The sequence below is a fragment of the Nonomuraea diastatica genome, from assembly GCF_004349015.1.
Lineage (GTDB): Bacteria > Actinomycetota > Actinomycetes > Streptosporangiales > Streptosporangiaceae > Nonomuraea > Nonomuraea diastatica.
Genome location: NZ_SMKP01000073.1, coordinates 19485 through 46037, shown reverse-complemented (window position 1 = coordinate 46037; position 26553 = coordinate 19485). Strand labels below are relative to the sequence as shown.

The window sequence follows — 26553 nt, the reverse complement described above, 5'->3', positions numbered from 1 at the left end:
GCCCGCGAGCTCCCACCCCCCGGAGGTGTCCGATGAACGAACATCCGCCTGCCCGTACCAGCGTCTCCCGCCGCGGATTCATCGCCGGGACCGGCTCCGCCCTGGGGCTGGCCGCCCTGGGCGTCCACGCGCGGCCGGCCGCCGCGTCCGCCCCGATCGCCGACGGCGCCCACGTCGCCGTCCTGGTGATCGGCACCGGCTACGGCGGGTCGGTGGCCGCGCTCCGCCTCGCCCAGGCGGGCGTCGACGTGCACATGGTCGAGATGGGCATGGCCTGGGACACCCCCGGCACCGACGGCAAGATCTTCTGCAACACGCGGGAGCCCGACTACCGCTCGTACTGGCTGCGTACCAGGACCAAGGCGCCGCTCAGCAACTTCCTCGGCTTCCCCATCGACCGGGACATTCCCCGCTACACCGGCATTCTGGATGCCGAGGAGTTCGGGGGCATCACGGTCTATCAGGGCCGCGGCGTCGGCGGGGGCTCGCTGGTCAACGGCGGCATGGCGGTCGTGCCCAGACGCGCGAACTTCGCCGCCGTGCTCCCCTCGGTGAACCCCGACGAGATGTACGCCACCTACTATCCACGGGCCAACGCCGGGCTCGGGGTCGCCACCATCGACCCCGGCTGGTTCGAGTCGGCCGACTGCTACCAGTATTCGCGCGTGGGCCGCAAGCACGCCCAGCGCTCGTCGTTCCCGTTCGTGTTCGTGCCCGACGTCTACGACTGGGACTACATGGAGCAGGAGGCGGCCGGCACCGTGCCCAAGTCCGCGCTGGCCGGCGAGATCCTCTACGGCAACAACCACGGCAAGAAGTCGCTGCAGAGGACCTATCTCGCCCAGGCCACGGCCACCGGCAGGGTGACGATCTCCCCGCTGCACAGGGTCACCTCGGTCGCCCCGGGGTCCGGCGGCGCGTACACCGCCGTCATCGAGCAGCTCGACACCACCGGCGGCGTCACCGCGACCAAGACGGTGACCGCCGACAAGGTGTTCTTCGCCGCCGGCAGCGTCGGCACCAGCAAACTCCTGGTACGGCTGAAGGCCGCCGGCGTCTTACCCGGCCTGAACGGCGAGATCGGCAAGGGCTGGGGCGACAACGGCAACGTCATGTGCGGCCGGGCCAACCACCTCTGGGACCCGACCGGCAGCCTCCAGTCGGCCATCCCCTGCTGCGGCATCGACAACTGGTCGGCCGGGGGCGCGTTCGCGGAGGTCGCGCCGCTGCCCACCGGCATCGAGACGTGGGCGTCCTTCTACCTGTCGATCACCAACAACCCGCACCGCGCGCAGTTCACCTGGAACGCGGAGGCGGGCAAGGTGGAGCTCAACTGGCAGACCGCGTGGAAGCAGCCCTCCATCGACATGGCCAAGACGATCTTCGACACGATCAACGCCAAGGAGGGGACGATCTACCGTACCGACCTGTTCGGCGTCTACAAGATCTGGGGCGACCACCTCACGTACCACCCGCTCGGGGGCGCGGTGTTGAACAGGGCCACGGACAACTACGGCCGCCTGCACGGATATCCCGGCCTGTACGTCATCGACGGCGCGCTGATCCCCGGCAACACGACCGTCAACCCGTTCGTCACCATCACCGCGCTCGCCGAACGCAACATCGAGCGGATCATCGCCGCCGACCTGTGACCGGGGCCGTCACGCCGCGCCGCCGTCGAGGACGATGTCGATGCGGTGGTCCCCCACAACGAAACGCGTCGTGTGCGGCACGGGCTCCCGCCGTCGCTCGCCATCGAGACGTGCGGCGACGCGAGCTCGACCAGCGGTCCGTTCGCCTCGTGCGCCAGGCCGCCGTGGAAGGCCACGTCGGCCACCATGTGCGCCGGCCCTTCGTCGTCCGTGTGCGAACACCTCGTCCCACGTCGTCGCCAAGCGCCCATGATCGCACCCCTGCCCACGCGGCACCGTGACGGTGGAGACTCTAGGCGGGCACGGTTCGAGGACTCAGGAGGGACACCAAGGTGGCCGAGCAAGAAGTGTGGGACCCCTTCGGCACGTTGCGCCGCGCGTTGTGGATCGGAGGTGGCCAGTGGGCCGGCAAGTCGACCGTGGCCCGGCTCCTGGCCACACGATACGGCGTCACCGCCTATCACTACGACTACCACGACGCCCGCGGCCACAATGATCGCCGAATCGCCCGCCGCGTCGCTTTCGGCGAGCCCGTCACCGAACCCGACCTTGACGCCGAGTGGGTCCGCACGACTCCGGAGGACATGGCCGCCGCGACCCTGGCCGGATTTCCTGACCGGTTCGGCTGGGCGCTGGACGACCTGCGCGGGCTCGTCTCCGGGCACCCCATCATCGCCGAAGGCTGGGGGCTCCGCCCCGAACTCGTCTCGCCCCTCCTCGACTCTCCGCGCCGCATGATCGTCATGGTGCCCGCGCCCGAGTTCCGCCGGCACCAGATCCGCGTGCTGCCCCGGGCCGTCGCACTCGGCCACGCCGTCAGCGACCCGGCCCGCGCGCAGGCCAACCGCCTCACCCGGGACGAGCTGGTCGCGGATGACGCCGTCCGCAGCGCCCACCGGCTCGGCATCCGGGTGCTCGAAGTCGACGGCTCCTGTGACGCCGACGCGATCGCGGAAATCGTCGCCGAGCATTTCGGCCCGTACCTTCCCAAGAAAAGCAACTGACGTAACACAAGCGTTAAGCCGCACCAGCTGCCGCCATTCTTCGTAATGGCCCGAATCCAGTCATAAAGGGGGCATTATCGCACAACACTGAAGGCGAAAAACCCGCTCTTCCGAAGGGCTCGGTAGATAGTCTTTGACCCGCGCGGCATTGGGTGGGGCGGTGGCGAGGGAGCCTGCATGCTTGACCAGCGGAATCATCAGGGCAAGTTCGCCGAGGACTATGTGCGCGCCCTCGCCTCCGCCGCGGGGCACCTCGTCTACAAGGACGACCTCGACCACGACGGGATAGACCTCGGCTTCCGCTATCCGGGCAGGGCCGGGCACATCGCGTCGCCCGCGATCGCAGTGCAGGTCAAGTCGTGGTCAGCGCCGTCGCGCAACGGGCCTGACCTGTACTTTCACGGGCTGAACGGAGCACCCAACGGCACGCGCCCGTCCGGGTGCCGCTGGGCAACGTCCTCACCGTGCGCGCCCTGCGCGAGCTCGTCGGCGCGCCCGCGTGACCAGGCCCCTGTCAGTCGCCGACATCAGCAGCTATCTCGCCATGACCGGCTGGTCCCGCCAGCCGGTCATCTGGCGGGGCGCCGCCGTCTGGGTACACGAGGGCGATCACGAGATCCTGGTGCCCGGCACGGACGACCTCGGCGACGCGCCTCCGCCTGAAAGAGGGTGCGCGCGGCCCCCGGGCCACGCGAGATCGGCGGCCTTTACGTAGTGAATTCGCCGTCAAGCATCCCTGAAATTGACCGATATGTCATGGAATATGGCTATATAGGTGCTAACGTCCGAATTGAAGGAAGCGATCAACGGGGGAGGAACAATGACGTTCGACTTCCAGCACGGAGGAGGCTGCGGCCGCCGTCGCCGCCGCTGGCGTCGCCGTCGCTGCCGTCGTAGGCGCTGGTGGGGCGGCTGGGGCGGCCCCTGGTGGGGCGACGACTGGGACTGGTGGTAATCCATTCCCACGAGAGCCGCGGATTGTGGCGATGTCGGTGTGCGGCCTACACCCGTTGGCAAACTGCACCCTCGCCACAATCCGCATCTCCAGTCACATCACCCGCACGTTTTCCGAGTCAACACTTACGGAGCATGTTGAGCAGGGCCACCTTCTCGTTTCGCGTCACGAAGAGCCGGTAATGGCGCTTCACGGTGATCCAGGAAATGGCATAACGGCACCAGTGGGCGCGGCGCGGCGGGCGCCAACTCTGCGGGCCCTTGGCACCCTTCGCGATGTTCGCGGAGTGGCTGACCGTGATGAGCTCAGGCCGCTTGAGGTCGTTGGCGAACGCGCGCCTGCGCGCCGGGCTCCACCTGCTGGCCCCCGAACGCCACGCGTACGCCAGCGGAACGACGTGGTCGACGTCGACCAACCTCTCGCTCCTGAGCTTCTTACCGTCGTACGGGCTGTACCAGACACCCTTGACCGGATGGCAGGCCGCGTTCTTGCGCACGCCCCGGCCGTCGCGGGCCAGAACCACCTCGCGAGCGTTGCACCTGCCCTTGTGCTGCTCCCACCGCGGTTGGAAGCGGCGGTGACTGTAGCCGCGGATCGATAACGGCCTGGCCACCTTCAACTGGCCCAGCATCCGGCGGGCCAGCGCGCCGGCCTCGGCCTGTGATCGCTTGCGAGCATCCGCCGCCGCATGCGGGGTCGCGGCGACAGCGGTGACCGGGATGGCCAGCAGAGTCAGCACGACGACTCTGGCCAGCCGCGTCAAGGAGATCATGCCTACACCCCTACCAGCACGCCCCCCTCCGGTGGCAGCGATATTCATGAAACCGGGGGCGATGCAAGCATCCCTTCCCGTCACGTTCACGCTCCCCCGCACCACGTCCAGGCCCGCCGTCGCGTCGGCGGGCCGGCACCGGTCCTACGGAGCGCCGCCGATGGCGCAGGCGCGGCACGGGGGCTGGCCGCAGGTGCACTGCATGATGGCGTCGAGAACGTCGTGGTCGTGGTAGAGGCACTGGTCCCTGCAGGTGTGCCGCGGCACGAAGCCCGCCTGGATCTCGTCGGGCCACGGCTCGTGCCCTTCGCGGCAGCGTACGAACCGCTCGGGGTCGGACGTATGCAGCCCCTGCATGCGTGCGCGCGCCTCGCCCTCCAGCGTCCGTGTCTCCTCCACCATGGTGGTGAGCTGGGCGGCGATAGCGGAATAGTGGTCGTCCCCGGTGCGTACGTGCGCGGCCCGCAGCGCCATCGCCGCGTTGCTCAGGAATCGTGTGGCGTCCTGAAGATCGGTGGTGTGGTGCAACTGAATGCCGGTAACGCCTCGGACCCACACGGCGTCGTTTTGCATTGATCAACCTTTCACAGCGGCAGAGCGCTCACAACAGTCCTGGGGGATACGCCGTAGGATAAGCGCCTTTTACCGGGCTTTCCGTGGCGGAGCAACCAGGTTGACCTTCTCCGCGATGGTACGGGGGAAAGAGAAAACCCCCTGCGCCTGCCGATCCGGTCGCGTAACGCATGCGGCGGCGGGCCGTCACCACGCTGGGGAAATTTTATGCAATATTTGCCGAATCATTAAGGGGGCGGCCACCCCAGGTGATATCCCGGGAGGGCCGCCCCGCGCGCGTCGTGACGGTCAGCTCGTCACGGCGCACTGGCCGCGATCCTGGCTGGCGGGTCCTTTCGCGTTCGGACGTACGTCGAAGTCGAAGATCGCGGTGGGCAGGTAGAGCGAGCAGCACGCGTTGGGGATGTCGACGATCCCGCTGACCCGCCCCTCGATCGGTGCCGCGCCGAGGAGCAGATAGGCCTGTTCGCCGCTGTAACCCCACCTCTTGAGATACTCCACGGCGTTGAGGCAGGCCCTGCGGTAGGCCACCGTCGCGTCGAGGTAGTAGTTGGTGTCGGTGTCGTGGTCCACCGAGATGCCGATGAACGACAGGAACTCCGAATATCTCGGCTCCACGTTTCCCGGCATGAAGAGCGGGTTGGTGGTGACACCGTATTTCTCCATGCCGCCCTTGATGAGGTCGACGTGGAAGTCGATGTAGCCTCCCATCTCGATCGCGCCGCAGAAGGTGATCTCCCCGTCGCCCTGGCTGAAGTGCAGGTCACCTCCTGACAGCTTGGCGTCGCGCACGTGGACCGGGTAGAAGACCCGGGCGCCGCGGGTGAAGTTCTTGATGTCGTGGTTGCCGCCGTTCTCCCTGGCGGGCACGGTACGCGCCCCCTCCGCGGCGATCCGCTGGGCCACGTCGCCGGTCGCCGTGCCGGTGACGGCGTTGTCGGCCAGCGGCGGCAGGCCGAGCGGCGGAACGCGCTGCGGGTCGGTGTCGATGAGCGTCTGCTCCCGGCGGTTCCAGCTGCTGAGCAGGTCCGCCGACGGCGCGGTGCCGAAGAGTCCCGGGTGGGTGATGCCGGTGAAACGAACCCCCGGCAGGTGGCGGGAGGTCGCGACCTGGCCGTGGAAATCCCAGATCGCCTTGTAGGCGTCGGGGAAGTAGTCGGTCAGGAATCCGCCGCCGTTCGCCTTGGCGAAGACGCCGGTGTACCCCCATCCCTGTCCTGGCGCCTCCCCTACCTGCTGGGGAACCGCGCCGAGGTCGAGGATGTCGACGACGAGCAGGTCTCCGGGTTCGGCGCCCTCGACCCCGATGGGCCCGCTCAGCACGTGCGCGACGGTCAGGTCGACATCGCGTACGTCGTTCGCGGAGTCGTTGTCGCCGATCTGGGCGTCGGTCCATTCCCGGCATTCCATCCGGAACTCGTCTCCGGGACGTACCATCTCCGCCACCGGAACGTCCGGGTGCCAGCGGTTGTGCCCAGGTACCTCCTGGTCGCGCATCGGCTTCGACTGGTCGATCTTGAAAACTACCTTCGGCATGATGGATGTCCTTCTTCTCGGGGATGGCTCCTTCCTGGCTGGGCGTTAGCCTCACCTCTCTTCCGCCTCGGCGGGCTCCGTCAGGTCCATCGCGGGCGATGCCGGCGCTCGCCGTCCGGCCTCGAGGGTTCCTCCGCCTCGCCGGGCGCCGCGCCGGCCGGCTCCCCGTGTCGCGTCAGCGGCCACAGCGCGGCGAACACCACCACGCCGAACACGGCGAGGATGATCGCGAAGAGCCTGGTGTCGCGCCAGTAGCCGGCCAGGGTCATGAAAGCGGGGATCGCCGCCGTGACCCAGCCCTGGATCGCCGTGACCCAGCCGGTGTACCTGGTGATCCGCGTACGTTTCAGCCCGAGCAGCACGAAGAACAGAGTCCACAGGAACGACCAGTAGAGCCAGATGACTCCGAAGGCGGGATCGCCGAGGATCCGGAAGTTGGCGAACGAATAGCCGAGCGCCATGACGGCCACGAAGAGCGAGAAGTAGCCGACCCCTGTGGTGTCGAAGCCGCCGAGCAGGTTGATGCCCACATAGAGATAGGTGAATCCGAACAGATAGATCCCCGACGCGCCGAGCACCACGGCCGGGTCGGTGGGATTGAGGATGACCAGCACGGTGGGCGTGATCACCTGCAGCGCTCCGACGAACAGGTTGAACACGCCGGCCGCTTTCGGTTCGACCTTTCCCAGGAGCATCAGACCGTTGAGGAAAAGCACCGCCCCCACGTAAAGGAGTCCGACGGCTCCCATCACCGACACCTCCTCGTGTCAGTACGGGTGGTTTCAAGGCTGTTTCAAGGCCGGGGCAGCCGCGACGGTGCCGGGTGTGACGGCGGTTGCCACCGCCGCCCCGGAGGCACGTGCGTGACCACCTCGGGCGCTTCCCTGCTCTGCTCCTCTCGGGTCAGGGCGGCGGACGCCGCATGGGAGAGCCGGGTGAGGTTCGGGACGGTGAAGAATCGGCGGGCCGGAGAGCGGCACACCGGACAGTCACGGACCGCCTCGGCGGTCCCTATCGGCAGGCGCACCTCGAATTGCCCGCATTCCAGACAGCGGTACGCGTACGTTGCCATGGACATCCCCGTAAAAGATCGGGATTCTTTTCACGGCACGACACCGCGTGCGGCGTTATGCCTCCATATCTCCAGAAAACCTCCAGGCTATTCGCCCTGTCAAGGTCCACGCCCCGGCCCCGTACGAACAAAAAAGCCTTATCCGTGCACGGCACGCCATTTATCTTTTATGCATAAAAATGGCCTTCTCGTAAGGCAGCCATGGCGTTACCCAGAAAGACGCACGCCTCCCGGCGCTAGAGCGTGCCGAGCGCGCGGGCCAGGACGGTCGCGGTCTTCGCGATGGTCGTGTTGTCGGTGGGGAGGCCCTTGGTGCGGTTGGTGTAGATCGACATGATGAGGGGAGCGGCGCCCTTCTTGGGCCAGATGACGGCGATGTCGTTCCCGCCGCCGAACCCGTCGGAGTTGGTGCCGGTCTTGTCGGCGACCGTCCAGGTCTTGGGCAGGCCGGCGCGGATGCGCTCGCCGCCGGTCTTGTTCGCGAGCAGCCAGGCGAGGAGCTGCCTGCGGTCCTTGGCGTGCAACGCCCGCCCCACCGTGAGCACGCGCAGGTCACGGCCGATGGCCGCGGGCGTGGTGGTGTCGCGCTTGTCCTTGGGGGTCCAGTCGTTGAGCTCGGGGTGCCAGCGGTCCATACGCGAGGTCGGGTCCTTCAGCGTACGGAAGTACTTCGTCAGCCCCTTCGGCCCGCCGATCTGCTTGAGCAGCAGGTTGGACGCGGTGCCGTCGCTCCGCGTGACGACCGCCTCGCACAGCTGGGAGACGGTCAGGCCGTCCTTGACGTGCTTCTCGGTGACCGGCGAGTTGGGCTTCATGTCGGCGCCCGTCCACGTGATGAGCTTGTTCATCAGGCCGGGCTCGGCGGTGCGGGCCTTCTGCAGCACGGCCGCGCAGAGGGGCGCCTTGAAGGTGGACAACATCGGGAAGCGCTCGCCCGCCCGGTACGTCACGGTCTTGCCGGTGGCCGTGTCGAGCGCGTACGCGCCGATCCTGCCCTTGACGGCCACCTCCATCTTGCGCAGCTCTTTCCTGGCCAGAGCCGCTCCGGGAACCACCGCCGTCGGAGCCGCCACGGTCGTCGGCACAGTCATCGACACAGTCGTCGGCGCGGCCGAGGCCGGGCCCCCGCCGACGCCGATCAGAAGGGAGGCCGCCAGGGCGGACGCGGGCAGGGCGGCCACGATCCTGCGGGTGCGTACGTGTCGCATGTCGAATCCTCCGCTTGTCGGCTGTCAGAGAAAGGAGCCAAGCAGATGCGATCAAGCGATGTCTAATAGCGATACCGATCACCGGGCGATATCCGCCTCGATATGTGCCCACGTCAGGCTGACCGCCGAACCGTTACAGCAGGCCTTCCTTCGGGCCGAGCACACTGGACAGGAACGCCCTGGTGCGCTCGTGTCCAGGATCGGCCAGCAGCTCGCCGGGCCGGCCCCGCTCGACGGCCACGCCGTCGTCGAAGAAGGTCAGCCAGTCGCCGACCTCCCTGGCGAAGGCGATCTCGTGGGTCACCACGACCATCGTCATCCCGTCGGCGGCCAGCCCCTTCATGACCTCCAGCACCTCGTCCACCAGCTCCGGGTCCAGCGCGGACGTCGGCTCGTCGAACAACATCAGCGCCGGGTTCATCGCCAGCGCCCTGGCGATGGCCACCCGCTGCTGCTGGCCGCCGGAGAGCTGGTGGGGCCGCTTGTGCGCGTGGTCGGCCAGCCCTACCCGCTCCAGGTGCTCCATCGCCAGCCCCCGCGCCTTGTCCGCCGGGCTGCCCAGCACGTGGACGGGCCCGCAGGCCACGTTCTCCAGCGCGCTCTGGTGGGCGAACAGGTTGAAGCGCTGGAACACCATGCCGATGTTCCGGCGGAAGGCGGCGAACTCCTTGGGCGTCCAGGGGTGGTACCTGCCGTCGCGCAGGGTGTGGCCGACCTCCTCGCCGAGCACCCGCAGACTGCCGCCGAGCACCGGCTCAAGACCGTTGACGCAGCGCAGGAACGTGGACTTGCCCGAGCCCGACGGGCCGATGACGCAGCTCACCTCGCCGGCGGACACGGTGAAGTCCACGCCGTTGAGCACCTGCACGTCGCCATAGCTCATCCGGACGTCTGTGGCCTGCACGACCTGCGTCCCCGGCGCGGTCACGCCGTCGCCTTCGGCAGGACCCTGGCCGCCAGGCCGCCGCCGCGCACGAGACGTACGGCGTCGGAGCCGAACCGGCGCTCCAGCCTCCCCTGCAGGAAGGTCGCCACGGCGGTCATGAGCATGTACCACAGGCTCGCCACGATCAGCAGCTCCATGATCAAATTGTTGGCCTTGTAGATCTGGCTGGCGTTGGTCATCAGGTCGTGCCCGGCGACCACGTACACCAGCGACGTGGTCTTCAGCATGGAGATGAACTCGTTGCCCGTCGGCGGGATGATGATGCGCAGCGCCTGCGGGAGCACGATGACCCGCATCCGCTTGGCGGGGGTCATGCCCAGCGCGTACGCCGCCTCGGTCTGCCCCTTGTCGACGGCCTGGATGCCGGCGCGCACGGTCTCGGCGAAATAGGCCGCCAGGTTCAGCCCCAGGCCCAGCATGGCGGAGGTGAAGCCGGTCATCACCTCGTTGGTGTCCCACTTGAGGCCGATCATCGTGAACGGGATCTTGAGCACCAGCTCGGGGAACAGGTAGGCCAGGTTGTACCAGAAGATGAGCTGCACCAGGACGGGCGTGCCGCGGAAGAACCAGATGTAGCCCCCGGCCAGCCCTCTCAACACCGGGTTGTACGACAGCCGCATGATCGCGATGAGCACGCCCAGCACCAGCCCGAGAGCCGTGGCCACCACCGAGATCTCGATGGTGACCCAGACCCCGGCCAGGATGCGGTCGTCGGCCAGATATTCGACGACCTTGCTCCAGTCGAGGCGAGGATTGACGACGACCAGGTAGGCCAGCCAGCCCGCGACCGCCAGCGCGGCGGCCGCGCCCGCCCAGCGGCCCCAGTGCAGGGTGCGCGCGACGGGGACGGGGGTGCCCGTCGCGTCGAGGATCGGCTCGGTGCGCACGGTCACTTACCGCCGTTGACCGTGGCGGACTCGACGGCCAGTTTCTCCAGGTTCCACGCCTTGAGCACCTTGCCGTACTCGCCGCTCCGGATGAGGGCGTCCAGTGCGCCCTTGACGGAGTCGATCAGCTCCTTGTCGTCCGGCTTCATGCCGATGCCCCACAGGCTCTCCGTGCCTTCGAGCGCGATCGCCTCCACCCCCAGCTTGGGGTCGGCGGCCTTGTAGGTCGTCACCACGTAGTCGGTGATGCTGGCCTGCGCGCGACCGCCGCCGACCTGGAGCAGGGCCTCCTGATCGCCGGGGAACTTCAGGATGCTCACGGCGCCCTTGCCGGCCTTCTCGCAGTCGGCGTCGTACTGTTCGGCCAGCGCGAGCGAGGAGCCGTTGTCGACGACGGAGACCGTCTTGCCGCACAGGTCGTCCGGTCCCGAGATGCCCGCCGGGTTGCCCTTCTTGACCAGGAGTCCCGCGCCCGCCCGTACGTAGTCGACGAAGGAGACCTTGCCCTGGCGTTCGGCGTTGTCGGTCATCGAGGAGATGACGAAGTCGTAGCGGCCGGTGAGCACGCCGGGGATCTGCGAGTTGAACTCCTCGTCGGTGATGGCCACCTTGACGCCGAGCTTCCTCGCGATGGCCCGGGTCAGTGAGGGGTCGAGCCCGATCGCGGTCTTGCCGTCGGAGCCGTAGAACTCCATCGGCGGGTAGCCGAGGGAAGAGACGACCTTCAGCCCGTCGGTCTTCAGCCGGGCGGGCACCTTGGCGGCGAGCGCCTCGTCCGGGGTGATCGCGTTGATCACGCCGGCCGCCTTGTCCTCGGCGGGGGCCTGGTCGAGAACGACGGGCGCGGCCGACCGCTCGGCCTCCGCGCCGGAGTCCAGGGGCTCGGCGCCGCAGGCCGTGGCGGCGGCGAGCAACGCGGCGGCAGCGAGCAAGGTACGGATCCGGGTGTTCAATGGGGGGTTCTCCTTCAGCTTCGCTGCCAGCGGACTTCGCCGCCGACGACGGTGGTCATGACCTTTGTACGCAGCACCGCGTCCGGTGACTCCAGGAAGGGGTCGGTGTCCACCGCGATGAAGTCGGCGAGCTTGCCGGGCACGAGGGTGCCCTTGCGCTCTCCCTCGCCCGCCGCGTAGGCCGCGCCCAGGGTGTGAGCGGTGATGGCCTCGGCCATGCTCAGCCGCTGCTCGGGCTGCCAGCCGCCAGGGGGTGTGCCGTCGGGGCGGGTACGGGTGGCGGCGGCGTGGAGTGCGGCGAACGGGTTGGGATGCTCCACGGGGGCGTCGGAGCCGAAGGCCAGGGCGACGCCGACGTTCAGCATCCCGCGCCAGGCGTAGGACGCCACCCCGTGACCGGCCAGCAGGGAGTCGACCAGGTCGATGTCGCTGGTGCAGTGCACGGGCTGCATGGAGGCGGCGATGCCCAGCCGGGCCATCCTCGCCAGGTCGCCGGGCCGCACGTGCTGGGCGTGCTCGATGCGGTGCCGCAGGCCGGGCGTGCGGCCGATGGCCTCGTAGGCGTCGATGACCAGGCGGTTGGCCCGGTCGCCGATCGCGTGCGTGGCCACCGCGATGCCGGCGCCCGCGGCCCTGCCGAACAGCTTGACGATGTCGTCGTACGGCGTGACCGCGATGCCGGCGTTGCCCTGATCGCCGGCGAAGGGCTCGCTCATGTGGCAGGTGTGCGAGCCGAGCGCGCCGTCGCTGAAGATCTTCACGGGCCCGGTGCGGATCCAGTCGTCGCCCTGCCCGGTGCGGCGTCCCTCGTCGATGGCGGCCTCCAGGTGGGTCGCCGGGATCGCCTTGTGCACGCGCAACTTCAGCCGGCCCGTTTCGCGCAGCTCCAGGTAGGCCGCCCGGCAGTCCTCGCCGTCGATGTCGTGCACGCTGGTCAGGCCGAGCCCGAGCAGTTCCTCCTGGGCGGCGCTGAGCAGGTCGGTCAGGTCGGCGGAGACCATGAGGTGGCGCAGCGGGTACGACGCAGCCTCGCGCAGGATGCCGGTCGGCTCCCCCTCGGCGTCCCTGACGATCTCGCCGCCCACCGGGTCGGGGGTACCGGCGTCGATGCCGACCAGGCGCAGGGCCGCGGAGTTGGCCCAGACCGTGTGGCCGTCGACGCTGGGCAGCGCGACCGGCAGGCCGGGGCAGACCGAGTCCAGGGCGTACCTGTCCGGCTGGGCGGGCGGGTCCCAGGTGTTGCTGTTCCAGCGGCCGCCGAACAACCAGGCGCCCGGTCGCAGCCGGGCGGCGTGCGCGGCCACCCTGGCCAGGGCCTCGTCGAGGGAGCGCACGTCGCGCAGGTCGACCGCGTCCAGGCTCAGGGCGTACTGGGCGGTGTGGATGTGGGCGTCGTAGAGGCCGGGCAGGACGGCGGCGCCCTCCAGGTCGATCAGCTCCGCACCCGATCCCGCCGCCTCGCGCACGTCCGCCTCGCCGCCGACGGCCAGCAGCGTCTGGCCTTTCACGGCCATGGCCTGGGCCAACGGGTTTTCGCCGGCTCCGGTGTGGATGGCGGCGTTGCGGTACACGCGGATGCTCATGGGACTCTCAGCGGGCCGGAAATGTGATGGGCCTCACTGTAGGAGTAGCTAAATGCAGGTGGAAGTGCTACAAACACGACATTTAGCGCTTCTGAGGGTAAGGGTTGCTGATGCTGAAGCCGGAGCACCTGCGCACTCTCCGTGAGGTCGTGCGGCGGGGATCGTTCGCGGCAGCCGCCAACCGGCTCGGTTACACCCCCTCCGCCGTCTCCCAGCAGATGGCCGCCCTGGAGCGGGAGATGGGCGTGGCGCTGTTCGAGCGCTTCGCCCACAGCGTGCTGCCCACCAGCGCCGCCGAGGTGCTGGCCAGGCACGCGGAGGTCGTGCTCATCGACATTGAGCGCATGATCGCCACCGTCCAGGAGGTGCACAGGAACAGCGAGCGGCAGATCCGCCTGGGCATCTTCCCGAGCTTCACCGACGTGCTGACCGGCGTCCTGCGCGCCATGGAGCCCGCCGACCGCGCCGCCATCCGCCTCTCCGTGGCCGAACCCTCACAACTCATCCCGCGCCTGGGCGCGGCCGGCGAACTGGACGCGGCCATCGTCTACCAGGTGAGCAACTCCGGCCTGTCGTGGCCGTCGTCGCTGGGCCGGCGGTGGGTCGCCGAAGACCGCTACAAGGTCGTCCTGCCGCGCGGCTGGCCCGATCTGGCGCCGTACCGGGTGGAGCAGTTCGTCGACCTGCCGTGGATCGTGCACCATCCGGCGAGCAGTGACGCGTCCTTCTTCGACGGCGTGTTCGCGCGCTGGCGGCTGCATCCGAGGGTGGCCTGCCACTCCGACGACTTCAAGATCACGCTGGCCATGGCCGAGGCGGGGGTGGGGGCGGCGCTCGTCCCCGACCTCGCGCTGCGGGATCACGGCCGGGACATCGTGGTCGCCGACGTGCCATGGCTGAACACCAGCCGCAGCATCTTCACCCTCGTCCGCCCCGACCGCGAGACCGCCCGCCTGCAGTCACTGCTGGACGCGCTGGCCGTCTGACCATCCCCGCCGGGGGCGCCGCTCCCGCGCAAGCCGTGAGGACGCTCGCCGGGACGCCGGCGCGCTCGCAAGCCGTGAGGACGCTCGCCGGGAAGCCCCCCGGCAGACCGCTCTGTTGACCGACGGTAGCCGCGCGATCATGTGGATGTTATCTTGCGCGGATGAGATGGGTTCGCCTCGTGCCGGCCGTGGTCGTCGGGATGCTGGTCACCGCCTGCGGAGACGGCCCACCACGGGCCACCCCGGCGACGACGTCCCCGGCACCGGCTTCCACCTCCGCCGCACCGGCGACCACCTCCGCCGGCCCTTCCCCTTCTGGATCGGCGACGCCGAAGGTGACGCAGGACGTACACGACGCCTTCCGGGCCGCGATGGACGCGCACCCGGGCGCGGGAAATCTGGACAAGTGCACCCGTCGCACCCCCCTGATCAGCAAGACCTGCGGCAAAGCGCTAGCGGCGGCGGTCAAGGTCGCGACCGGCACCGCGCGCCGGCTGCGCAAGCAAGACCCGAAATACGCCGACCTGCTGTACGGCGCGGTGCTCCTCACCGCCGGGGAGATGCAGGAGATGCTCACGCGGCTGCGCGACCCGATCCCCTGCTACGGGCTCAGCGACGCGCCGCAACCCCCGCCGCCACTGCGCTCCGAGGCCCAGGAGATCTGCGCCGAGGCCGCCGACATCACCAAGTCGACGTGGCGGATCTTTCTCGCCCAGGTCGAGCGCTGAGACGCTGCGCGCCCGCGAGAGGCATTCCGTGCCGCGCGCCCGCGAGAGGCACCCCGCCCCGCGCGCTGACGTGCCGCGCGCCCGCGAGGAACACCCCGTCCCGCGCGTCACCCCGTCGGACTCCGCGGGACCCCGGACGGCACAGTCGTCCTGGCGTCAGGCGCGGTTTCCCGCTCCCCAGAAGAGCGGCCCAGAGGTCGGGTGGATCGTGATGCGCCATCCGATCCGTTCGAGCTGTCGTTCGAGGTCCGCCGGACGGTGCGGGACCTTGACGATCCGGTAGGTGGTCCCGTCCATGAGCCGGCGTTGTATGGTCACGGACTGCTCACCCTCGATGAGCTCGTCGGCGGTCCGGTAGCTGTCGTCGACGAAGAACACCTGCCCGTCCGGCTTCAAACAGTCGGCCACCAGCGACCAGAAGGACGCGAAGCGTTCCGGCGGGACGTGCGACAGCCAGAACCCGAAGAAGACGACGTCGTAACGGCGCTCCGGCCGCCAGCGGAACAGGTCGGCCAGGACGAACCGCACCCGTTCGTCCTCGCCCACCCGCGTCGAGGCGATGGCGAGCATTTCCGGGGACGCGTCGAGGGCGGTGACGTCTGTGGCGTGCTGGAGCAGCTGGGGGGTCCAGGTGCCGGGACCGCAGGCGAGTTCGAGCACGCTGCCGGCCGGCCGGAACGTGTCGAGCGCCGCCGACAGCTCGGAGGCCCCGGGGAAGGGGAGAGCGTGGCGTTCGTACTCCGGGGCCACCGCCCGGTAGTAGACGGCCTGTTCGTCGAGCAGCTCCTGCAGATTTCCACCATCGGCTGATCCCATGGATCGACCATCACAAATCTTCCCCATGGCGGCAACACGGCCGCCAAGCGGCCGTCCGCGCCCCTCGCGGGTTGACCCGGCGCCCCCGCCCGAACCGATGACCCGGCTCAGGTCTCCGATCGGCTGAGCTCCTCGGTCTCGCCGGCGTTGGCGGCTCGGGCCGGCAGGAGCAGGGCGGTGGCCACCACGACAACGGACAACACCGCGCCGACGACGAAGGCCAGCCGCATGCCGCCGAGGTTGGCGAGCATCTCCGTGACCCCCTCGGACCTCAGGGCCTCGGCACGCGCGCTCATCACGGTGATCACCAGCGCGGTCCCCATGGCGGCGGCGACCTGCTGTAGGGTGCTCAGGATCGAGCTGGCGTGGGAGTAGAGCGGCGGCGGAACCGCTCCGAGGCCGAGGGTGAACACCGGGGTGAAGGTCGCGGCCAGGCCCACCATCAACAGCGCGTGCAGACCGAGGAGCTGCCAGACCGGCATGGTCATCGTGACCTGGGTGAAGCCAATGAGCGCGAACATGATCCCGATCGCGCCGGGGATGACCAGAACCCGGCCGCCGAACCGGTCGAACAGGCGGCCGACGGTCGGACCGAGCAGCCCCATCGCGAGGCCGCCCGGCATGACGAGCAGCCCGGTCTCCAGGGCGCTGAGCTGGCGGACGTTCTGGAGGTAGAGCGGCAGCAGGATCATCGAGCCGAGCATCGCCATGAACGCCACCGACATCATGATCAGCGCGACCGTGTAGGTGCGGTGGCGCAAGGTGCGCAGGTCCAGCAGCGGCGCACCACGCTTCTGCAACGACAGCTGGCGGACGACGAACACGGCGATGGACGCCAGGCCCGCGACCACGATCGCGGCGGCGACGCGCACGTCACCGCCCTCGAACCGGCTGAGCCCGTAGACCAGCCCGCCGAAGCCCGCGGCCGCGGTCACCACGCTCAGCCAGTCGACGGTGCTGAACCGGGGCTCTCCGACGTTCTTGAGCTGCTTCAGCCCGCTCCACGTGATCACGGCGGCGATGGGGAGCACCACGACGAACAGCAGCCGCCACGACCCGAACTGGAGGATCACCCCGGAGACCGTCGGGCCCATCGCGGGTGCCACCGAGATGGCCAGGCTCACGTTGCCCATCACCCGGCCGCGGTCCTCCTCGGGCACCACCTGCATCAACGTGGTCATCAGCAGCGGCATCATGACGGCCGTCCCGGACGCCTGGACGATGCGGGCGGCCAGCAGCACCTCGAACGACGGCGCGACGGCGGCCAACGCCGTGCCGGCCAGGAACAGGCCCATCGCGACGGTATAGGCGCTGCGGGTGGACACCCGCTGCAGGAACCATCCGGTGATCGGGATCACCGCGGCCATGGTCAGCATGAAAGCGGTCGAGAGCCACTGCGCGGTCTGCTCGGTGATGTGCAACGCGCTCATCAACTGCGGGATCGCGTTGATCATGATGGTCTCGTTAAGGATGACCACGAACGTGGCCAGCACCAGCAGCCGGATCACGGGCGGGGTGCGGCCCTTGACGGCGGTCGCGGACGTGGCAGGTGAGTCGAGCAGGGGGCCGGGCACAGTACCTCGATCGGGGTTGTCGGGAGTGACATCGTCGCGGCTGGCATCCCAGCCTTGGGTCTCACAAGAAGTTGTGGTCATGCACAGGTTGACGTGCGCTACCGACAAAACTCATCGACCGCACCCAACATTCCGACAAGTGCCACAAAATGTCACCCGATTTTCAGCGGTGCCGGATGGCGCCTTCGTCCAAGATGGCGGGGTGCACTTCCAGCCGATCGAACGGCCCGCAGGGGCGTTCCAGCAGCCGGTGACCGCCGACCAGATCCGGGCGGTCTGCCGCCGGGTCTTCGGCCCGGACGCCGGCGTGTCATCCGCGGTCGAGATGGGCCTGGGGATGTACAACACCACCTACCGTGTCACCGTCGAAGGCCGGAGTCGTCCGATGATCGTGCGCTTCGCCCCCGAGCCGGACCGCCAGTTCGTCTCCGAACGCGAGCTCATGCGCAACGAGTACGCCACCGTGCCCCACCTCGCGAAGATCGCCCCGTTGATGCCACGTGTCATCTCGGCCGACTGGTCGCACGAGCTCGTCGGCAGGGACTACCTGGTGCAGACCCTGCTCGACGGCGTCCCCGCCGCCGAGGGGCTGCGTACGCATCCGCGCCGGGCACGGACGGGTTTCTTCCGGCAGATCGGGGAGATCGCCAGAACGGTGCACGAGGTGCGAGGCGCGAGATTCGGCCCCGTGGCGGGCCCGGCGTACACCACGTGGAGCCAGGCGGTGATCGGGTCGTTGCAGGACATCGCGGCCGACCTGGACGGGCTGGGGCTGGACTCCGCCGGCCTGCGCAAGGCCGCGGCGCTGGCCGCCGAGCACCACGCCGTGCTGGACGAGATCACCGAGCCTCGCCTGCTCAGCGGGGATCTGTGGACCGTCAACATCATGATCGCCGAAGATGCTCCCGAGCCGATCATCTCCGGAGTGTTCGACCTGGACCGCACGCTGTGGGGCGACCCGGCCGCCGACTGGCCGATCCGGCTGGCCGCGTCCAAACAGGATGAGCGTGTCGCGTTCTGGGAGGCCTACGGGGAGCGGGACCTGAGCCCCGCGGCGGTGTGGCGGTCGCTGATCTATGAGATTCGCCACCTCGGGGCCGTCCGGCTGGAGCGCCACCGTCTCGGCGACCCCGGCGGCGTCGGGGACTCGTACGACGCCGTGGAAACCGTGCTGGCTGAGCTCGCCTGAAGCGGGCTCCCGCGAGGCCGGCTGCTACACGGTGAACGCCGCCACGTGGTCGCGGGCGAAGTCGGCGAAACTGCGGGGCGGGTGGCCGGCGACGTCCTCGACATCGGTCGTCGTGAAGTCGCCGAAACCGGAGCCCAGCGCCTGCCCGTACTCCACGAGCATCCCGGCGAGCCATTCGGAGATGCCTCCGGCGACCATGCCCGCGTGGGCGTCTTCCGCGCCGGCGGCAACGTACTGGATCTTCCTGCCGAGCACCTGTCCGAGCTGTTCGGCCGCCTCGGCGTAGGTCAGCGTCTCAGGCCCGGACGGCGTGTAGATCTTGCCATGGTGGCGGTCCGGCTCCGCGCGCAGGATGTGGGCCGCGACGTCGGCGACGTCACGCATGTCGATCATTCCGAGCCGGCCCTGCGCCATGTTGAGGGAGAAGATCCCGTCGCGGACGATGAGGCCAGCCTGCCAGAGCAGGTTCTGCATGAAGGCGTGCGGGCGCAGGATCGTCCAGCGCAGGCCGGACGCCTGCAACTCATGGTCGGACAGGGCGTGCAGGCGCCCGTTGCGTGTCGGGGCGTCGTAGGCGGCGCCGATCGCCGACAGGCGCACGACTCGCTCCACGCCGGCCTGGCGAGCGGCCCAGAGCGCGTTCATGCTGTTCTCGGGCGCCCGGGGATCCATCGCGGTCAGCAGCCACAGGTCGTTCACCCCCTTGAAGGCGGGCGGGAGCGTGCTCGGGCCGCCCAGGTCCCCGACGACGACCTCGACGCCGCGCCGTTCCAGCGTGCCGGCCCTGGACCGGTCACGGACCAGCGCCCGGAGGGTGAGATCGGAGCCTTCGAGGGCATCGCGCAAGGCGGTCGACACGCTGCCGGTCGCCCCGGTGATGAGAACTGTGCGGCTCATCGTCCGTCCTTTCGTGAAGGGTTCCCTGCCCGTGCGGGTCAGGGCCACGCACCGAAGAATAGTCTTGAAAGGTGACTATCACAAAGTGTGACTTGAACGAAGTGATACCATGCTGGCGTGACGCACGCTCCAGCCGGCGAACGCATCCGGATGATCACCCAGGATTCCGACCTGGGGATCCTCGCCGCGCGGTTGTTGTTCTCGTTGCAACGGGAGGTCTTCGCGCGGCTCGCGGAGAGGGGGCACGGCGAGGTGAGCCCGCGCCACGGGGCGATCCTGGCCTATCTCGACGCAGGCGGCGTCCGCGCGACGGAGCTGGCGCGGCTCTCGGGCCGGCACAAGCAGATCGTCGGCCGGCTGGTCGACGAGTTGGAAGCGCTCGGCTATGTGGAGCGCCGGCCGGATCCGGCCGATCGCCGCGCGAAGCTCGTGGTGCCGACCGAACGCGGCCTCGACCAGCAACGCCACGCGGACGAGATCATCGCCGACATCGAGCGCCGGCACGCCGGCACGATCGGCGAGCCCGCCTACGCGCAACTGCGGCGAGCGCTGATGGCGATAACCGACGAGGCCGCGGCCGGGCCGGACCAACAACACGATTCCGGACCTGCCCCCGGCTGAATCCGTGCGGATGCGGCCGACCGGTCCTCTCCGGGCACCCGGACACAGCCGTGACACCGTGTTCTGCTCACAGCCGTGAACGCCATCCCCACCTCGGGCCGCGTCCCGAGCCCGTCCGTTGGGCAGCAACCGATCAAGACTGACGTTTGACCGCAATCCACGTTCGAGAAGCGATGTGTCAGGGAGCGGTGGAATTCATGATGTCGCCTGCGGACAGCCACGTGCACAGCGAGTGGTCCTGGGACGCCCCATCAGGGTCGATGGAGCGCTCCTGCGCGCGGGCGGTGGAGCTCGGGCTGCCGGCGATCGCCTTCACCGAGCACGTCGACCATACGGTCTGGACGGTCGCTCTTGACGCCCTCGCCCCGGACGACCACCTCGCGACCTTGACCACGCCGGACGGGCTGCTGGCTCCTCCGGCGTTCGACGCGCCCGGATACCTGGAGGCGATCGAGAGGTGCCGGGAACGGTTCCCGGCTCTTCGCATCCTGAGCGGCCTGGAACTGGGTGAACCCCACCGGCACGCCGCCGCCGTCGCGAAGGTTCTCGGAGCCGGCCGGTTCGATCGGGTGCTCGGCTCCCTGCACTCCCTCCCGGACGGCGACGGCTTCGCCGAGCCACCGGGCCTGTACGGGCACCGGGCCGCGGCCGACGTCGTACGGGAATACCTGGCCGAGATCGTCAGGCTCGTCGCTGACAACGGCGTGTTCTCCGTGCTGGCCCACATCGACTACCCGATGCGATATTGGCCGGCGCAGGAGGCAGGCCCCTTCGATCTGCCGGTGTTCGAGGAGGAGTTCCGGCACGCGCTGCGGATGACCGCCCGGTCGGGCAGGGCACTCGAGATCAACACGCGCATACCGCTGCACTCGGCCATCGTCAGGTGGTGGCACGAAGAAGGCGGGGAAGCGGTCACGTTCGGCAGCGACGCCCACGACCCCGCGGCCGTCGCCCGCGGGTTCCGGGATGCGGCGGACATGGCGCAGGCTCACGGATTCCGCCCTGGGCGAGATCCGTACGACTTCTGGGCGCGTGCGGACTGATCGCGTGGGCCCGGATGACAGTCACCGGTCCTCCCGGCATCACTCCCGCGCGGTATCCGGCCGCCGGCGTGCCGTGAGAACTCCCCCGACCTGAGAGCCATCTGCGCCTCGACCGCGAAGCGGCGTCGTTGGGCCGGCCGGCTCGGGAACGGTCGTACCGGTGCGCCTGAACTCGCTCGGGCTGACGCCTCTGGTCCGTTTGAACGCTGCGCTGAATGCGAACGCGTCGGAGTAGCCGACGGCGTGGGCGACCTCGGAGACGGTCACCGCCTCGCGCTCGGCCAGCAGGTCCGCCGCGAGCGTCATGCGCCAGCGGGTGAGGTAGGTCAGCGGCGGTTCGCCCACCAGGTCGGCGAACCGCTTCGCCAGGGTGGACCGCGACACCCCCGTCCGGTCGGCCAGCGAGGAGACCGTCCAGGGCGCCGCCGGTTCGGCGTGCAGCAGGCGCAGCGCGTCGCCGACCACCGGGTCACGCTGTGCGGTGTACCAGGCCGGTGACTCGCCGGTGGGCCGGTCGAAGTATTCGCGCAGCGCGCAGATTAGCATCCAGTCCAGCAACCGGTCCAGGACCACCTGCTGGCCCGGAGTGTCGGTGGCGACCTCGGCGGCGAGGTGGTCGAGTACGGCGTTGGCCCCGCCGCCGCAATCCACGCGCAGCACGACGGGCAGCGCGTCCAGCAGCCTGCGGCTGATCTCGCCGCGCACCAGGTAGGCGCCGACGATCAAAGTCGTCGCGCCGTCACCGGAGCCGCCGCAGGTGTCGTTCCAGCCACGCCGGTGCCGGGTCCCGCCCTCCTCGGGCGTCGCGCAGTGCTCGCCGCACGCGATCGGTTCGGCCCGGGTGCCGACCTCGTCGACGAAGGTGAACGGTGCGGGGCCTCGGACGATGACCGTCTCGCCGGCGCGGAGCTGTTCGGGCGGGCGGTGTTCCGGTACGATCCAGCCCGTCCCGCCGAGGACGGTGCACAACGTCAGCGGCGCGCCATCCACGAAGTGCAGCGCCCAGGGCGGGGACAGGATCGAACTGCCGAACAACGAGCCTTGGGCCCGCATCCCGCGGAAGAGGTCACTGAACGCGTCCACCCCACGGAGTTTAGACGATGACATATGTGATCCGGCTTCTTACCCATGGATTCGTCCGAGCGGACGCCGTTGAATTGTTGCCATGAGCAACGACATCACCCTCGTCCTCGGCGCCACCGGCAAGAGCGGCCGGCGGGTCGCCGCCCGGTTGCGGCTGCACGGCACGCAGGTGCGCGCCGCCTCCCGATCCAGCGCGACGCGCTTCGACTGGTCCGACCCCGGCGGCTGGGGTCCGGCCCTGCAGGGCGTCACCGCCGCCTACGTGGTGGCTCCGCCCGTGCCCGGACCGGTGCACGAGTTCGTGGCGCAAGCCACGGCCGCCGGCGTACGGCACCTGGTCCTGCTCTCCGGGCGCGGCGCCGACACCTGGGGCGACTCCACGTTCGGGCTGGACATGCGCTCGGCCGAGGACGCCGTACGCGGCTCGGCGCTGGAATGGACGGTTCTGCGGGCCTCGAACTTCAACCAGAACTTCACCGAGGACATCTTCCACGCCCCGCTGGTCGCCGGCGAACTGGCGCTCCCGGCCGGTGCGGTCCCCGACCCGTTCATCGACGTGGAGGACGTCGCCGACGCCGTGGCCGCGGTGCTGGCCCAGCCCGGCCGGCACGCCGGCCGGATCCACGAGCTGACCGGGTCGCGCGCGCTGACCTTCGCCGAGGCGGTCGAGCTGATCTCCCGGGCGTCCGGGCTGCCCATCTCCTACACGGAGGTTTCCCCCGCGGAGTACGCCACGGCACTGGTCGAGGAGGGCTGGGGCGTGCAAGACGCCCACCACGTCGCCGAGATGTTCGTCCTGATGCAGCGCGGGCTGATGAGGGAGCCGACGGACGGCATCGCCACCGTGCTGGGGCGCGCGCCCCGCATCTTCGAGGACTACGTCGTGCGGGCCGCGGCGGCGGGAGCCTGGCGGCCATGAGCACCACCACCAGCCGGCTGACCGCCGAGGACCTCGAACTTCTCGCACGCCCCCTGTACGGGTTCCTGTCCGTGGCCGGGGGAACGCAGCCGCCACAACCCCGGCCCGTGTGGTTCGAGGCCACCGCGGAGGGGACGGTCCAGTTCATCACGGAGCCGGACTCCCTGAAGATGCGGCGCCTGCGCCGCGACCCCCGCGGCTCGATCGTCGTCGCGGCCCCGGTGGGTGAGCGCGAGCGTTGGGTGTCCGTCGCCGGCCGCACCACGGTGGAGGCCGACGGAGCGCACGACCTGTGTGCCCGCCTCGCCGCCCGCTACTGGGACCTCGATGGCCCGGGCGATGTCCTCCATGGTCATCTCTCGCGGGGTGGGCAGGTCGAGCGGCCCGTCGGGAGTGTACAGCCGCTCGCCGGAGCGGTATCGGCGACGGCGCCAGCGGCAACTCGCCTCCCGGGTACAGGTAAGGGTGCCCGATCCGCCCCGCGTTCATGAGCTGCACGAAGATCCGCCCACCGCGCCGGTGCACCACATCGGTGACACGCCGCCAGGCCGCAACCTGCTCCGGCGTGTGCAGGCCCGGTGTGTCGATGTACCCCTGTCCGAGCACGCAGGGCTGTGTGCCCTCCGTGATGATCAGTCCGGCGCCGGCGCGCTGGCCGTAGTATTCCGCGGTCAGCTCGTCCACCAGGCCATCGCGGAAGGCACGGCTGCGGGTCATCGGGGCCATGAGCAGACGGTTGGAGAGGTCCGGCCGTCCTACGGTCACAGGTTGAAGCAGTTCGTTCATGCCTCGACGGTAGGAACGAGCACTTACGGACCGAACCGGTAAGGTTACCGTGATTACGTACGGGTGTTCGGCGTACGTACTTACGGATCGGGGGCGCTTGGTGCTGTACGGCAGGGCAGTCGAGCAGCCTCGATCCAGGCCCTCGTCGACGCCGCGCGCGCCGGATGCAGCGGCGGCCACGTGCTGCGCGGAGAGCCCGGGATCGGTAAATCCGCGCTCCTGACCTGGGCCGCCGGCTACGCGCAACGCACGGGCCTGCGGACGTGCAGGTCACCGGCATCGAGGTCGAGGCCGACCTGGCCTTCGCCGGCCTGGTGCAGTTCCTGTGGCCCGTGCAGGACCGGATCGGCGCGTTGCCCGGCCCTCAGGCTGACGCGCTGCGCGCGGTTCTCGCGCAGGACGACGGACGGCGGGGAGCTCCGGACCGGTTCCTGTCCGGGCTGGCCGTGCTGACCCTCCTCGCGGAAGTGGCCGAGGAGAGCCCGCTGCTCTGCCTGGTGGACGACGCGCAGTGGCTCGACCAGGCGAGCGCCGACGCGCTGCGCTTCGCCGCCCGCCGCCTCAGCGCCGAGGGCGTGGCGATCCTGTTCGCCGCGCGGGAGGAGGGCTTCACCGCGACAGGGCTGCCCGAGACGCAACTCTCGCGCCTGTCCTCGGCGGACGCGGCTCTGCTGCTGGCGGACCGGGGGCTCACACCGGCCGTCCGGGAGCAGGTGATCGAGGAGTCGGGGGGTAACCCGCTGGCGTTGACGGAGTTCTCCGCGGCGCAGCGGCCCTACCACTCCGCGGCCGGGCCGATGCCCGTCGCGGACCGGGTGCTGGCCACGTACCGGTCGAGGATCGCCGTACTGCCGGACAAGACCCGCCTGATGATGCTGACGGCCGCCGCCGAGGCGCGCGGCCATCTGCCCACCCTGCTGAGCGCGGCCGAGACGTTGGGCGTCGGTCTGGAAGGCCGAGCAGGCCGGGCTGGTCGACGTCACCGCTGCTGTCGTGACGTTCCGGCATCCGCTGATCAGCACCACCGCGTACCAGGGAGCGCCGCTGGCGCAGCGGGTCCTCGTACACGAGGCACTGGCGCGCGCGGCCACCGACGACGACTGCCGGGCCCGGCATCTCGCCGCCGCCACGACATCCCCGGACGAAGAGGTTGCCGAGGAGATCACTCACGCGGCTGAGCGCGCCCGCGGCCGCACGGCGTACGCCGCCGCGGCCGGCCTGTACGAGCAGGCCGCGCAGCTCACCGCAGAGCCGCAGACCCGGGCGGCACGGCTGGGCGAGGCGGCCTGGCTGGCGCTGTCCGCAGGACACGCCCACCGGGCCGCCGACCTGGTCGGACAGGCCGAGTGGCTGGTGTCCGGCCCGACGTCACCTGCGGTGCTGGCGCCGGTACGGGCGGCGGTGGAGTTCGAGCTGGGCGAACGGCGGCTGGCGGCCCGGGTGCTGGTCGAGCGTTCGGCGGACGCCGGCCCGGAGCAGGCCGCGCTGATGCTGCGCGCCAGCACCGGTTACGGGTGGTTCTGCGGCGACAGGAAAGCCATACTCGACGCGGCCGAGCGGCTGTGCGCGCTGGCACGACCCGATGGTGGCCGGGATGGCGGCTCTCGTGCGAGAGGACTACGCACGAGGGTTGCCGTTGCTCGCGGAGTTCGTGGCCGGCGCGCGGCGAGCGGTGCCGGACCTCCCTGCCGACGCGCGGCGAGCCGTGCCGGACCTTCCTGCCGGCACGGGACGAGCGGTGCCGGACCTCCTTGCCGCCACGCACCGGCGGCGGCCCGATGACGAGGCCCTGACGATGGCATGGGGCGCGTTCTGCGCGATGATCATCGGTGCGGGAGGCCGCCATGCCGCGGCGCTCGACCGGCTTGAGGCGGCCGCCCGCGGCCCGCTGCGGCACGCCTCCGGCCTGGTCAGTGCCGGCGCCGACCAGGTGGAGGCGGCCGTCCGGCTCGGCGAGCCCGAACGGGCGGCTGAGCCCCTGCGCCGCCTGGAAGCATGGGCGCACGCTGGAGGGCAGCGGTGGGCTCAGGCGGTGAGCGCGCGCTGCCTGGTCACCGATGACGAGGCCCACTACCTGCGCGCGCTCGACGCACACGATGGAGCGGGCCGACCGTTCGAACAGGCACGCACCCAACTGCTCTACGGCGAGTGGCTGAGACGGGCCAAGCGGCGCAGCGATGCCCGGGTGCCGCTGCGCTCGGCTCTGGCCGTCTTCGAGCGGCTGCACGCCACGCCGTGGGCCGAGCGGGCGCGGACGGAACTGCACGCGACCGGGGAGACCCTGACGCGGGCCGAGCCCACAGCCGCCACCCCCGTGGAGCGGCTCACCTCACAAGAGCTCCAGGTCGTCCGTCTGGCAGCCGATGGCGACACCAGCCGGGAGATCGCCGCACAGCTCTTCCTCAGCCCGCGCACGGTCGAGCACCATCTCTACCGCGCCTTCCGCAAGCTCGGCATCCGATCCCGCCGCGAGCTGAGCCACATCGACCTCTCCTGACGGTCGACAACTGAGCGCGTCCGGAGCAGGACGATGCCAAGGACGCCGTACGCGACTCGGCGCTGAACGGCCTGTGTTCACGACACCAGAACCGCACATCGGGAAGGACACCTGATACCCACGTTCCAAGGGGACCATATTTGATTACAACGGCGCCAGGATCCGCATAAATCGCTGCGCCGCACGTCGACACCATCACGATTCTCTGAGGCAGCCGGCGGCGTCCCGACATCCCGAACGGGCGCCGCAACGGGGAGACATGGGACGACGCAC

Annotated in this window: 25 protein-coding genes and 1 pseudogene; 11 read left to right on the top strand and 15 right to left on the bottom strand. The window is 69.7% G+C overall.

Features of this window, described 5'->3' with window-relative positions:
• The first annotated feature begins 32 nt into the window (after positions 1 to 32).
• Positions 33 to 1652, top strand: a complete 1620-nt coding sequence (locus E1294_RS24970) for a GMC oxidoreductase (RefSeq protein ID WP_132512057.1) — start codon at positions 33 to 35, stop codon at positions 1650 to 1652.
• Positions 1653 to 1984: 332 nt separating this feature from the next.
• The gene (locus E1294_RS24965; protein ID WP_220447920.1) at positions 1985 to 2656 is read left to right on the top strand and encodes a hypothetical protein; all 672 of its coding nucleotides are present in this window, start codon (positions 1985 to 1987) and stop codon (positions 2654 to 2656) included.
• A 1073-nt stretch (positions 2657 to 3729) separates the two neighbouring features.
• Here the strand turns inward: E1294_RS24965 and E1294_RS24950 are convergent.
• The 10 genes from E1294_RS24950 to E1294_RS24905 form a co-directional block, all read right to left on the bottom strand.
• Positions 3730 to 4383 (bottom strand): HNH endonuclease family protein, encoded by a 654-nt coding sequence (locus E1294_RS24950; RefSeq protein WP_132512053.1) that lies wholly within the window; start codon positions 4381 to 4383, stop codon positions 3730 to 3732.
• A 144-nt stretch (positions 4384 to 4527) separates the two neighbouring features.
• On the bottom strand, positions 4528 to 4956 hold the full coding sequence (locus E1294_RS24945) for a hypothetical protein (protein WP_132512051.1): 429 nt from the start codon (positions 4954 to 4956) through the stop codon (positions 4528 to 4530).
• A 288-nt stretch (positions 4957 to 5244) separates the two neighbouring features.
• Positions 5245 to 6492: a formamidase gene (fmdA, locus tag E1294_RS24940; protein WP_132512049.1), complete on the bottom strand. Its 1248-nt coding sequence runs from the start codon at positions 6490 to 6492 to the stop codon at positions 5245 to 5247.
• An 80-nt stretch (positions 6493 to 6572) separates the two neighbouring features.
• Positions 6573 to 7241, bottom strand: a complete 669-nt coding sequence (locus tag E1294_RS24935; protein WP_132512047.1) for an AmiS/UreI family transporter — start codon at positions 7239 to 7241, stop codon at positions 6573 to 6575.
• Between the two features lie 44 nt (positions 7242 to 7285).
• Positions 7286 to 7564, bottom strand: a complete 279-nt coding sequence (locus E1294_RS58165; protein ID WP_132512045.1) for an FmdB family zinc ribbon protein — start codon at positions 7562 to 7564, stop codon at positions 7286 to 7288.
• A gap of 236 nt (positions 7565 to 7800) precedes the next feature.
• The gene (bla, locus tag E1294_RS24925) at positions 7801 to 8772 is read right to left on the bottom strand and encodes a class A beta-lactamase (RefSeq protein WP_132512043.1); all 972 of its coding nucleotides are present in this window, start codon (positions 8770 to 8772) and stop codon (positions 7801 to 7803) included.
• 133 nt (positions 8773 to 8905) lie between these two features.
• Positions 8906 to 9655, bottom strand: coding sequence for an amino acid ABC transporter ATP-binding protein (locus E1294_RS24920; RefSeq protein ID WP_132512063.1), 750 nt, complete (start codon positions 9653 to 9655; stop codon positions 8906 to 8908).
• Positions 9656 to 9696: 41 nt separating this feature from the next.
• On the bottom strand, positions 9697 to 10611 hold the full coding sequence (locus tag E1294_RS24915; protein WP_132512041.1) for an amino acid ABC transporter permease: 915 nt from the start codon (positions 10609 to 10611) through the stop codon (positions 9697 to 9699).
• On the bottom strand, positions 10608 to 11558 hold the full coding sequence (locus E1294_RS24910; RefSeq protein ID WP_132512039.1) for an ABC transporter substrate-binding protein: 951 nt from the start codon (positions 11556 to 11558) through the stop codon (positions 10608 to 10610). Before E1294_RS24910 ends, E1294_RS24915 begins: the two co-directional genes overlap by 4 nt.
• A gap of 14 nt (positions 11559 to 11572) precedes the next feature.
• Positions 11573 to 13141 (bottom strand): amidohydrolase, encoded by a 1569-nt coding sequence (locus E1294_RS24905; protein WP_132512037.1) that lies wholly within the window; start codon positions 13139 to 13141, stop codon positions 11573 to 11575.
• A gap of 110 nt (positions 13142 to 13251) precedes the next feature.
• On the opposite strand from E1294_RS24905, the gene E1294_RS24900 reads away from it, so the two are divergent.
• Both E1294_RS24900 and E1294_RS24895 read left to right on the top strand, forming a co-directional pair.
• Entirely contained in the window at positions 13252 to 14127 is an 876-nt protein-coding gene (locus tag E1294_RS24900; protein WP_132512035.1) for a LysR family transcriptional regulator, read from the top strand.
• Between the two features lie 161 nt (positions 14128 to 14288).
• Entirely contained in the window at positions 14289 to 14855 is a 567-nt protein-coding gene (locus tag E1294_RS24895) for a hypothetical protein (protein WP_132512033.1), read from the top strand.
• Between the two features lie 156 nt (positions 14856 to 15011).
• Here the strand turns inward: E1294_RS24895 and E1294_RS24890 are convergent, their stop codons facing one another.
• Positions 15012 to 15671 carry a class I SAM-dependent methyltransferase gene (locus E1294_RS24890; protein WP_132512031.1) on the bottom strand — a complete coding sequence of 220 codons (660 nt, stop codon included), beginning with the start codon at positions 15669 to 15671 and terminating at the stop codon, positions 15012 to 15014.
• 107 nt (positions 15672 to 15778) lie between these two features.
• Positions 15779 to 17245, bottom strand: coding sequence for an MDR family MFS transporter (locus tag E1294_RS24885; RefSeq protein ID WP_246083253.1), 1467 nt, complete (start codon positions 17243 to 17245; stop codon positions 15779 to 15781).
• Between the two features lie 202 nt (positions 17246 to 17447).
• Here E1294_RS24885 and E1294_RS24880 point away from each other — a divergent pair, with 202 nt between their 5' ends.
• Positions 17448 to 18434, top strand: a complete 987-nt coding sequence (locus tag E1294_RS24880; protein WP_132512027.1) for a phosphotransferase family protein — start codon at positions 17448 to 17450, stop codon at positions 18432 to 18434.
• Positions 18435 to 18458: 24 nt separating this feature from the next.
• Here E1294_RS24880 and E1294_RS24875 read toward each other — a convergent pair whose 3' ends face one another.
• On the bottom strand, positions 18459 to 19331 hold the full coding sequence (locus tag E1294_RS24875) for an SDR family oxidoreductase (protein WP_132512025.1): 873 nt from the start codon (positions 19329 to 19331) through the stop codon (positions 18459 to 18461).
• Between the two features lie 150 nt (positions 19332 to 19481).
• Here E1294_RS24875 and E1294_RS24870 point away from each other — a divergent pair, with 150 nt between their 5' ends.
• The gene (locus E1294_RS24870) at positions 19482 to 19952 is read left to right on the top strand and encodes a MarR family winged helix-turn-helix transcriptional regulator (protein ID WP_132512023.1); all 471 of its coding nucleotides are present in this window, start codon (positions 19482 to 19484) and stop codon (positions 19950 to 19952) included.
• Between the two features lie 197 nt (positions 19953 to 20149).
• Positions 20150 to 20995: a PHP domain-containing protein gene (locus tag E1294_RS24865; protein ID WP_132512021.1), complete on the top strand. Its 846-nt coding sequence runs from the start codon at positions 20150 to 20152 to the stop codon at positions 20993 to 20995.
• A 39-nt stretch (positions 20996 to 21034) separates the two neighbouring features.
• Here E1294_RS24865 and E1294_RS24860 read toward each other — a convergent pair whose 3' ends face one another.
• Positions 21035 to 22078 carry an AraC family transcriptional regulator gene (locus E1294_RS24860; RefSeq protein ID WP_132512019.1) on the bottom strand — a complete coding sequence of 348 codons (1044 nt, stop codon included), beginning with the start codon at positions 22076 to 22078 and terminating at the stop codon, positions 21035 to 21037.
• A gap of 82 nt (positions 22079 to 22160) precedes the next feature.
• On the opposite strand from E1294_RS24860, the gene E1294_RS24855 reads away from it, so the two are divergent.
• Both E1294_RS24855 and E1294_RS56025 read left to right on the top strand, forming a co-directional pair.
• Complete coding sequence (locus tag E1294_RS24855) at positions 22161 to 22997, top strand: NmrA family NAD(P)-binding protein (RefSeq protein ID WP_132512017.1); 837 nt, start codon at positions 22161 to 22163, stop codon at positions 22995 to 22997.
• Positions 22994 to 23488 carry a pyridoxamine 5'-phosphate oxidase family protein gene (locus E1294_RS56025; RefSeq protein WP_181958552.1) on the top strand — a complete coding sequence of 165 codons (495 nt, stop codon included), beginning with the start codon at positions 22994 to 22996 and terminating at the stop codon, positions 23486 to 23488. Before E1294_RS24855 ends, E1294_RS56025 begins: the two co-directional genes overlap by 4 nt.
• Positions 23489 to 23531: 43 nt before the next feature.
• Here the strand turns inward: E1294_RS56025 and E1294_RS56020 are convergent.
• Positions 23532 to 23723, bottom strand: a pseudogene (locus E1294_RS56020) (oxidoreductase); the annotation flags it as partial.
• 323 nt (positions 23724 to 24046) lie between these two features.
• Here E1294_RS56020 and E1294_RS24845 point away from each other — a divergent pair.
• Together E1294_RS24845 and E1294_RS24840 are read left to right on the top strand one after the other, a co-directional pair.
• The gene (locus E1294_RS24845; protein WP_132512015.1) at positions 24047 to 24961 is read left to right on the top strand and encodes a hypothetical protein; all 915 of its coding nucleotides are present in this window, start codon (positions 24047 to 24049) and stop codon (positions 24959 to 24961) included.
• 560 nt (positions 24962 to 25521) lie between these two features.
• The gene (locus tag E1294_RS24840; protein WP_246083252.1) at positions 25522 to 26280 is read left to right on the top strand and encodes a helix-turn-helix transcriptional regulator; all 759 of its coding nucleotides are present in this window, start codon (positions 25522 to 25524) and stop codon (positions 26278 to 26280) included.
• Positions 26281 to 26553 lie beyond the last annotated feature (273 nt).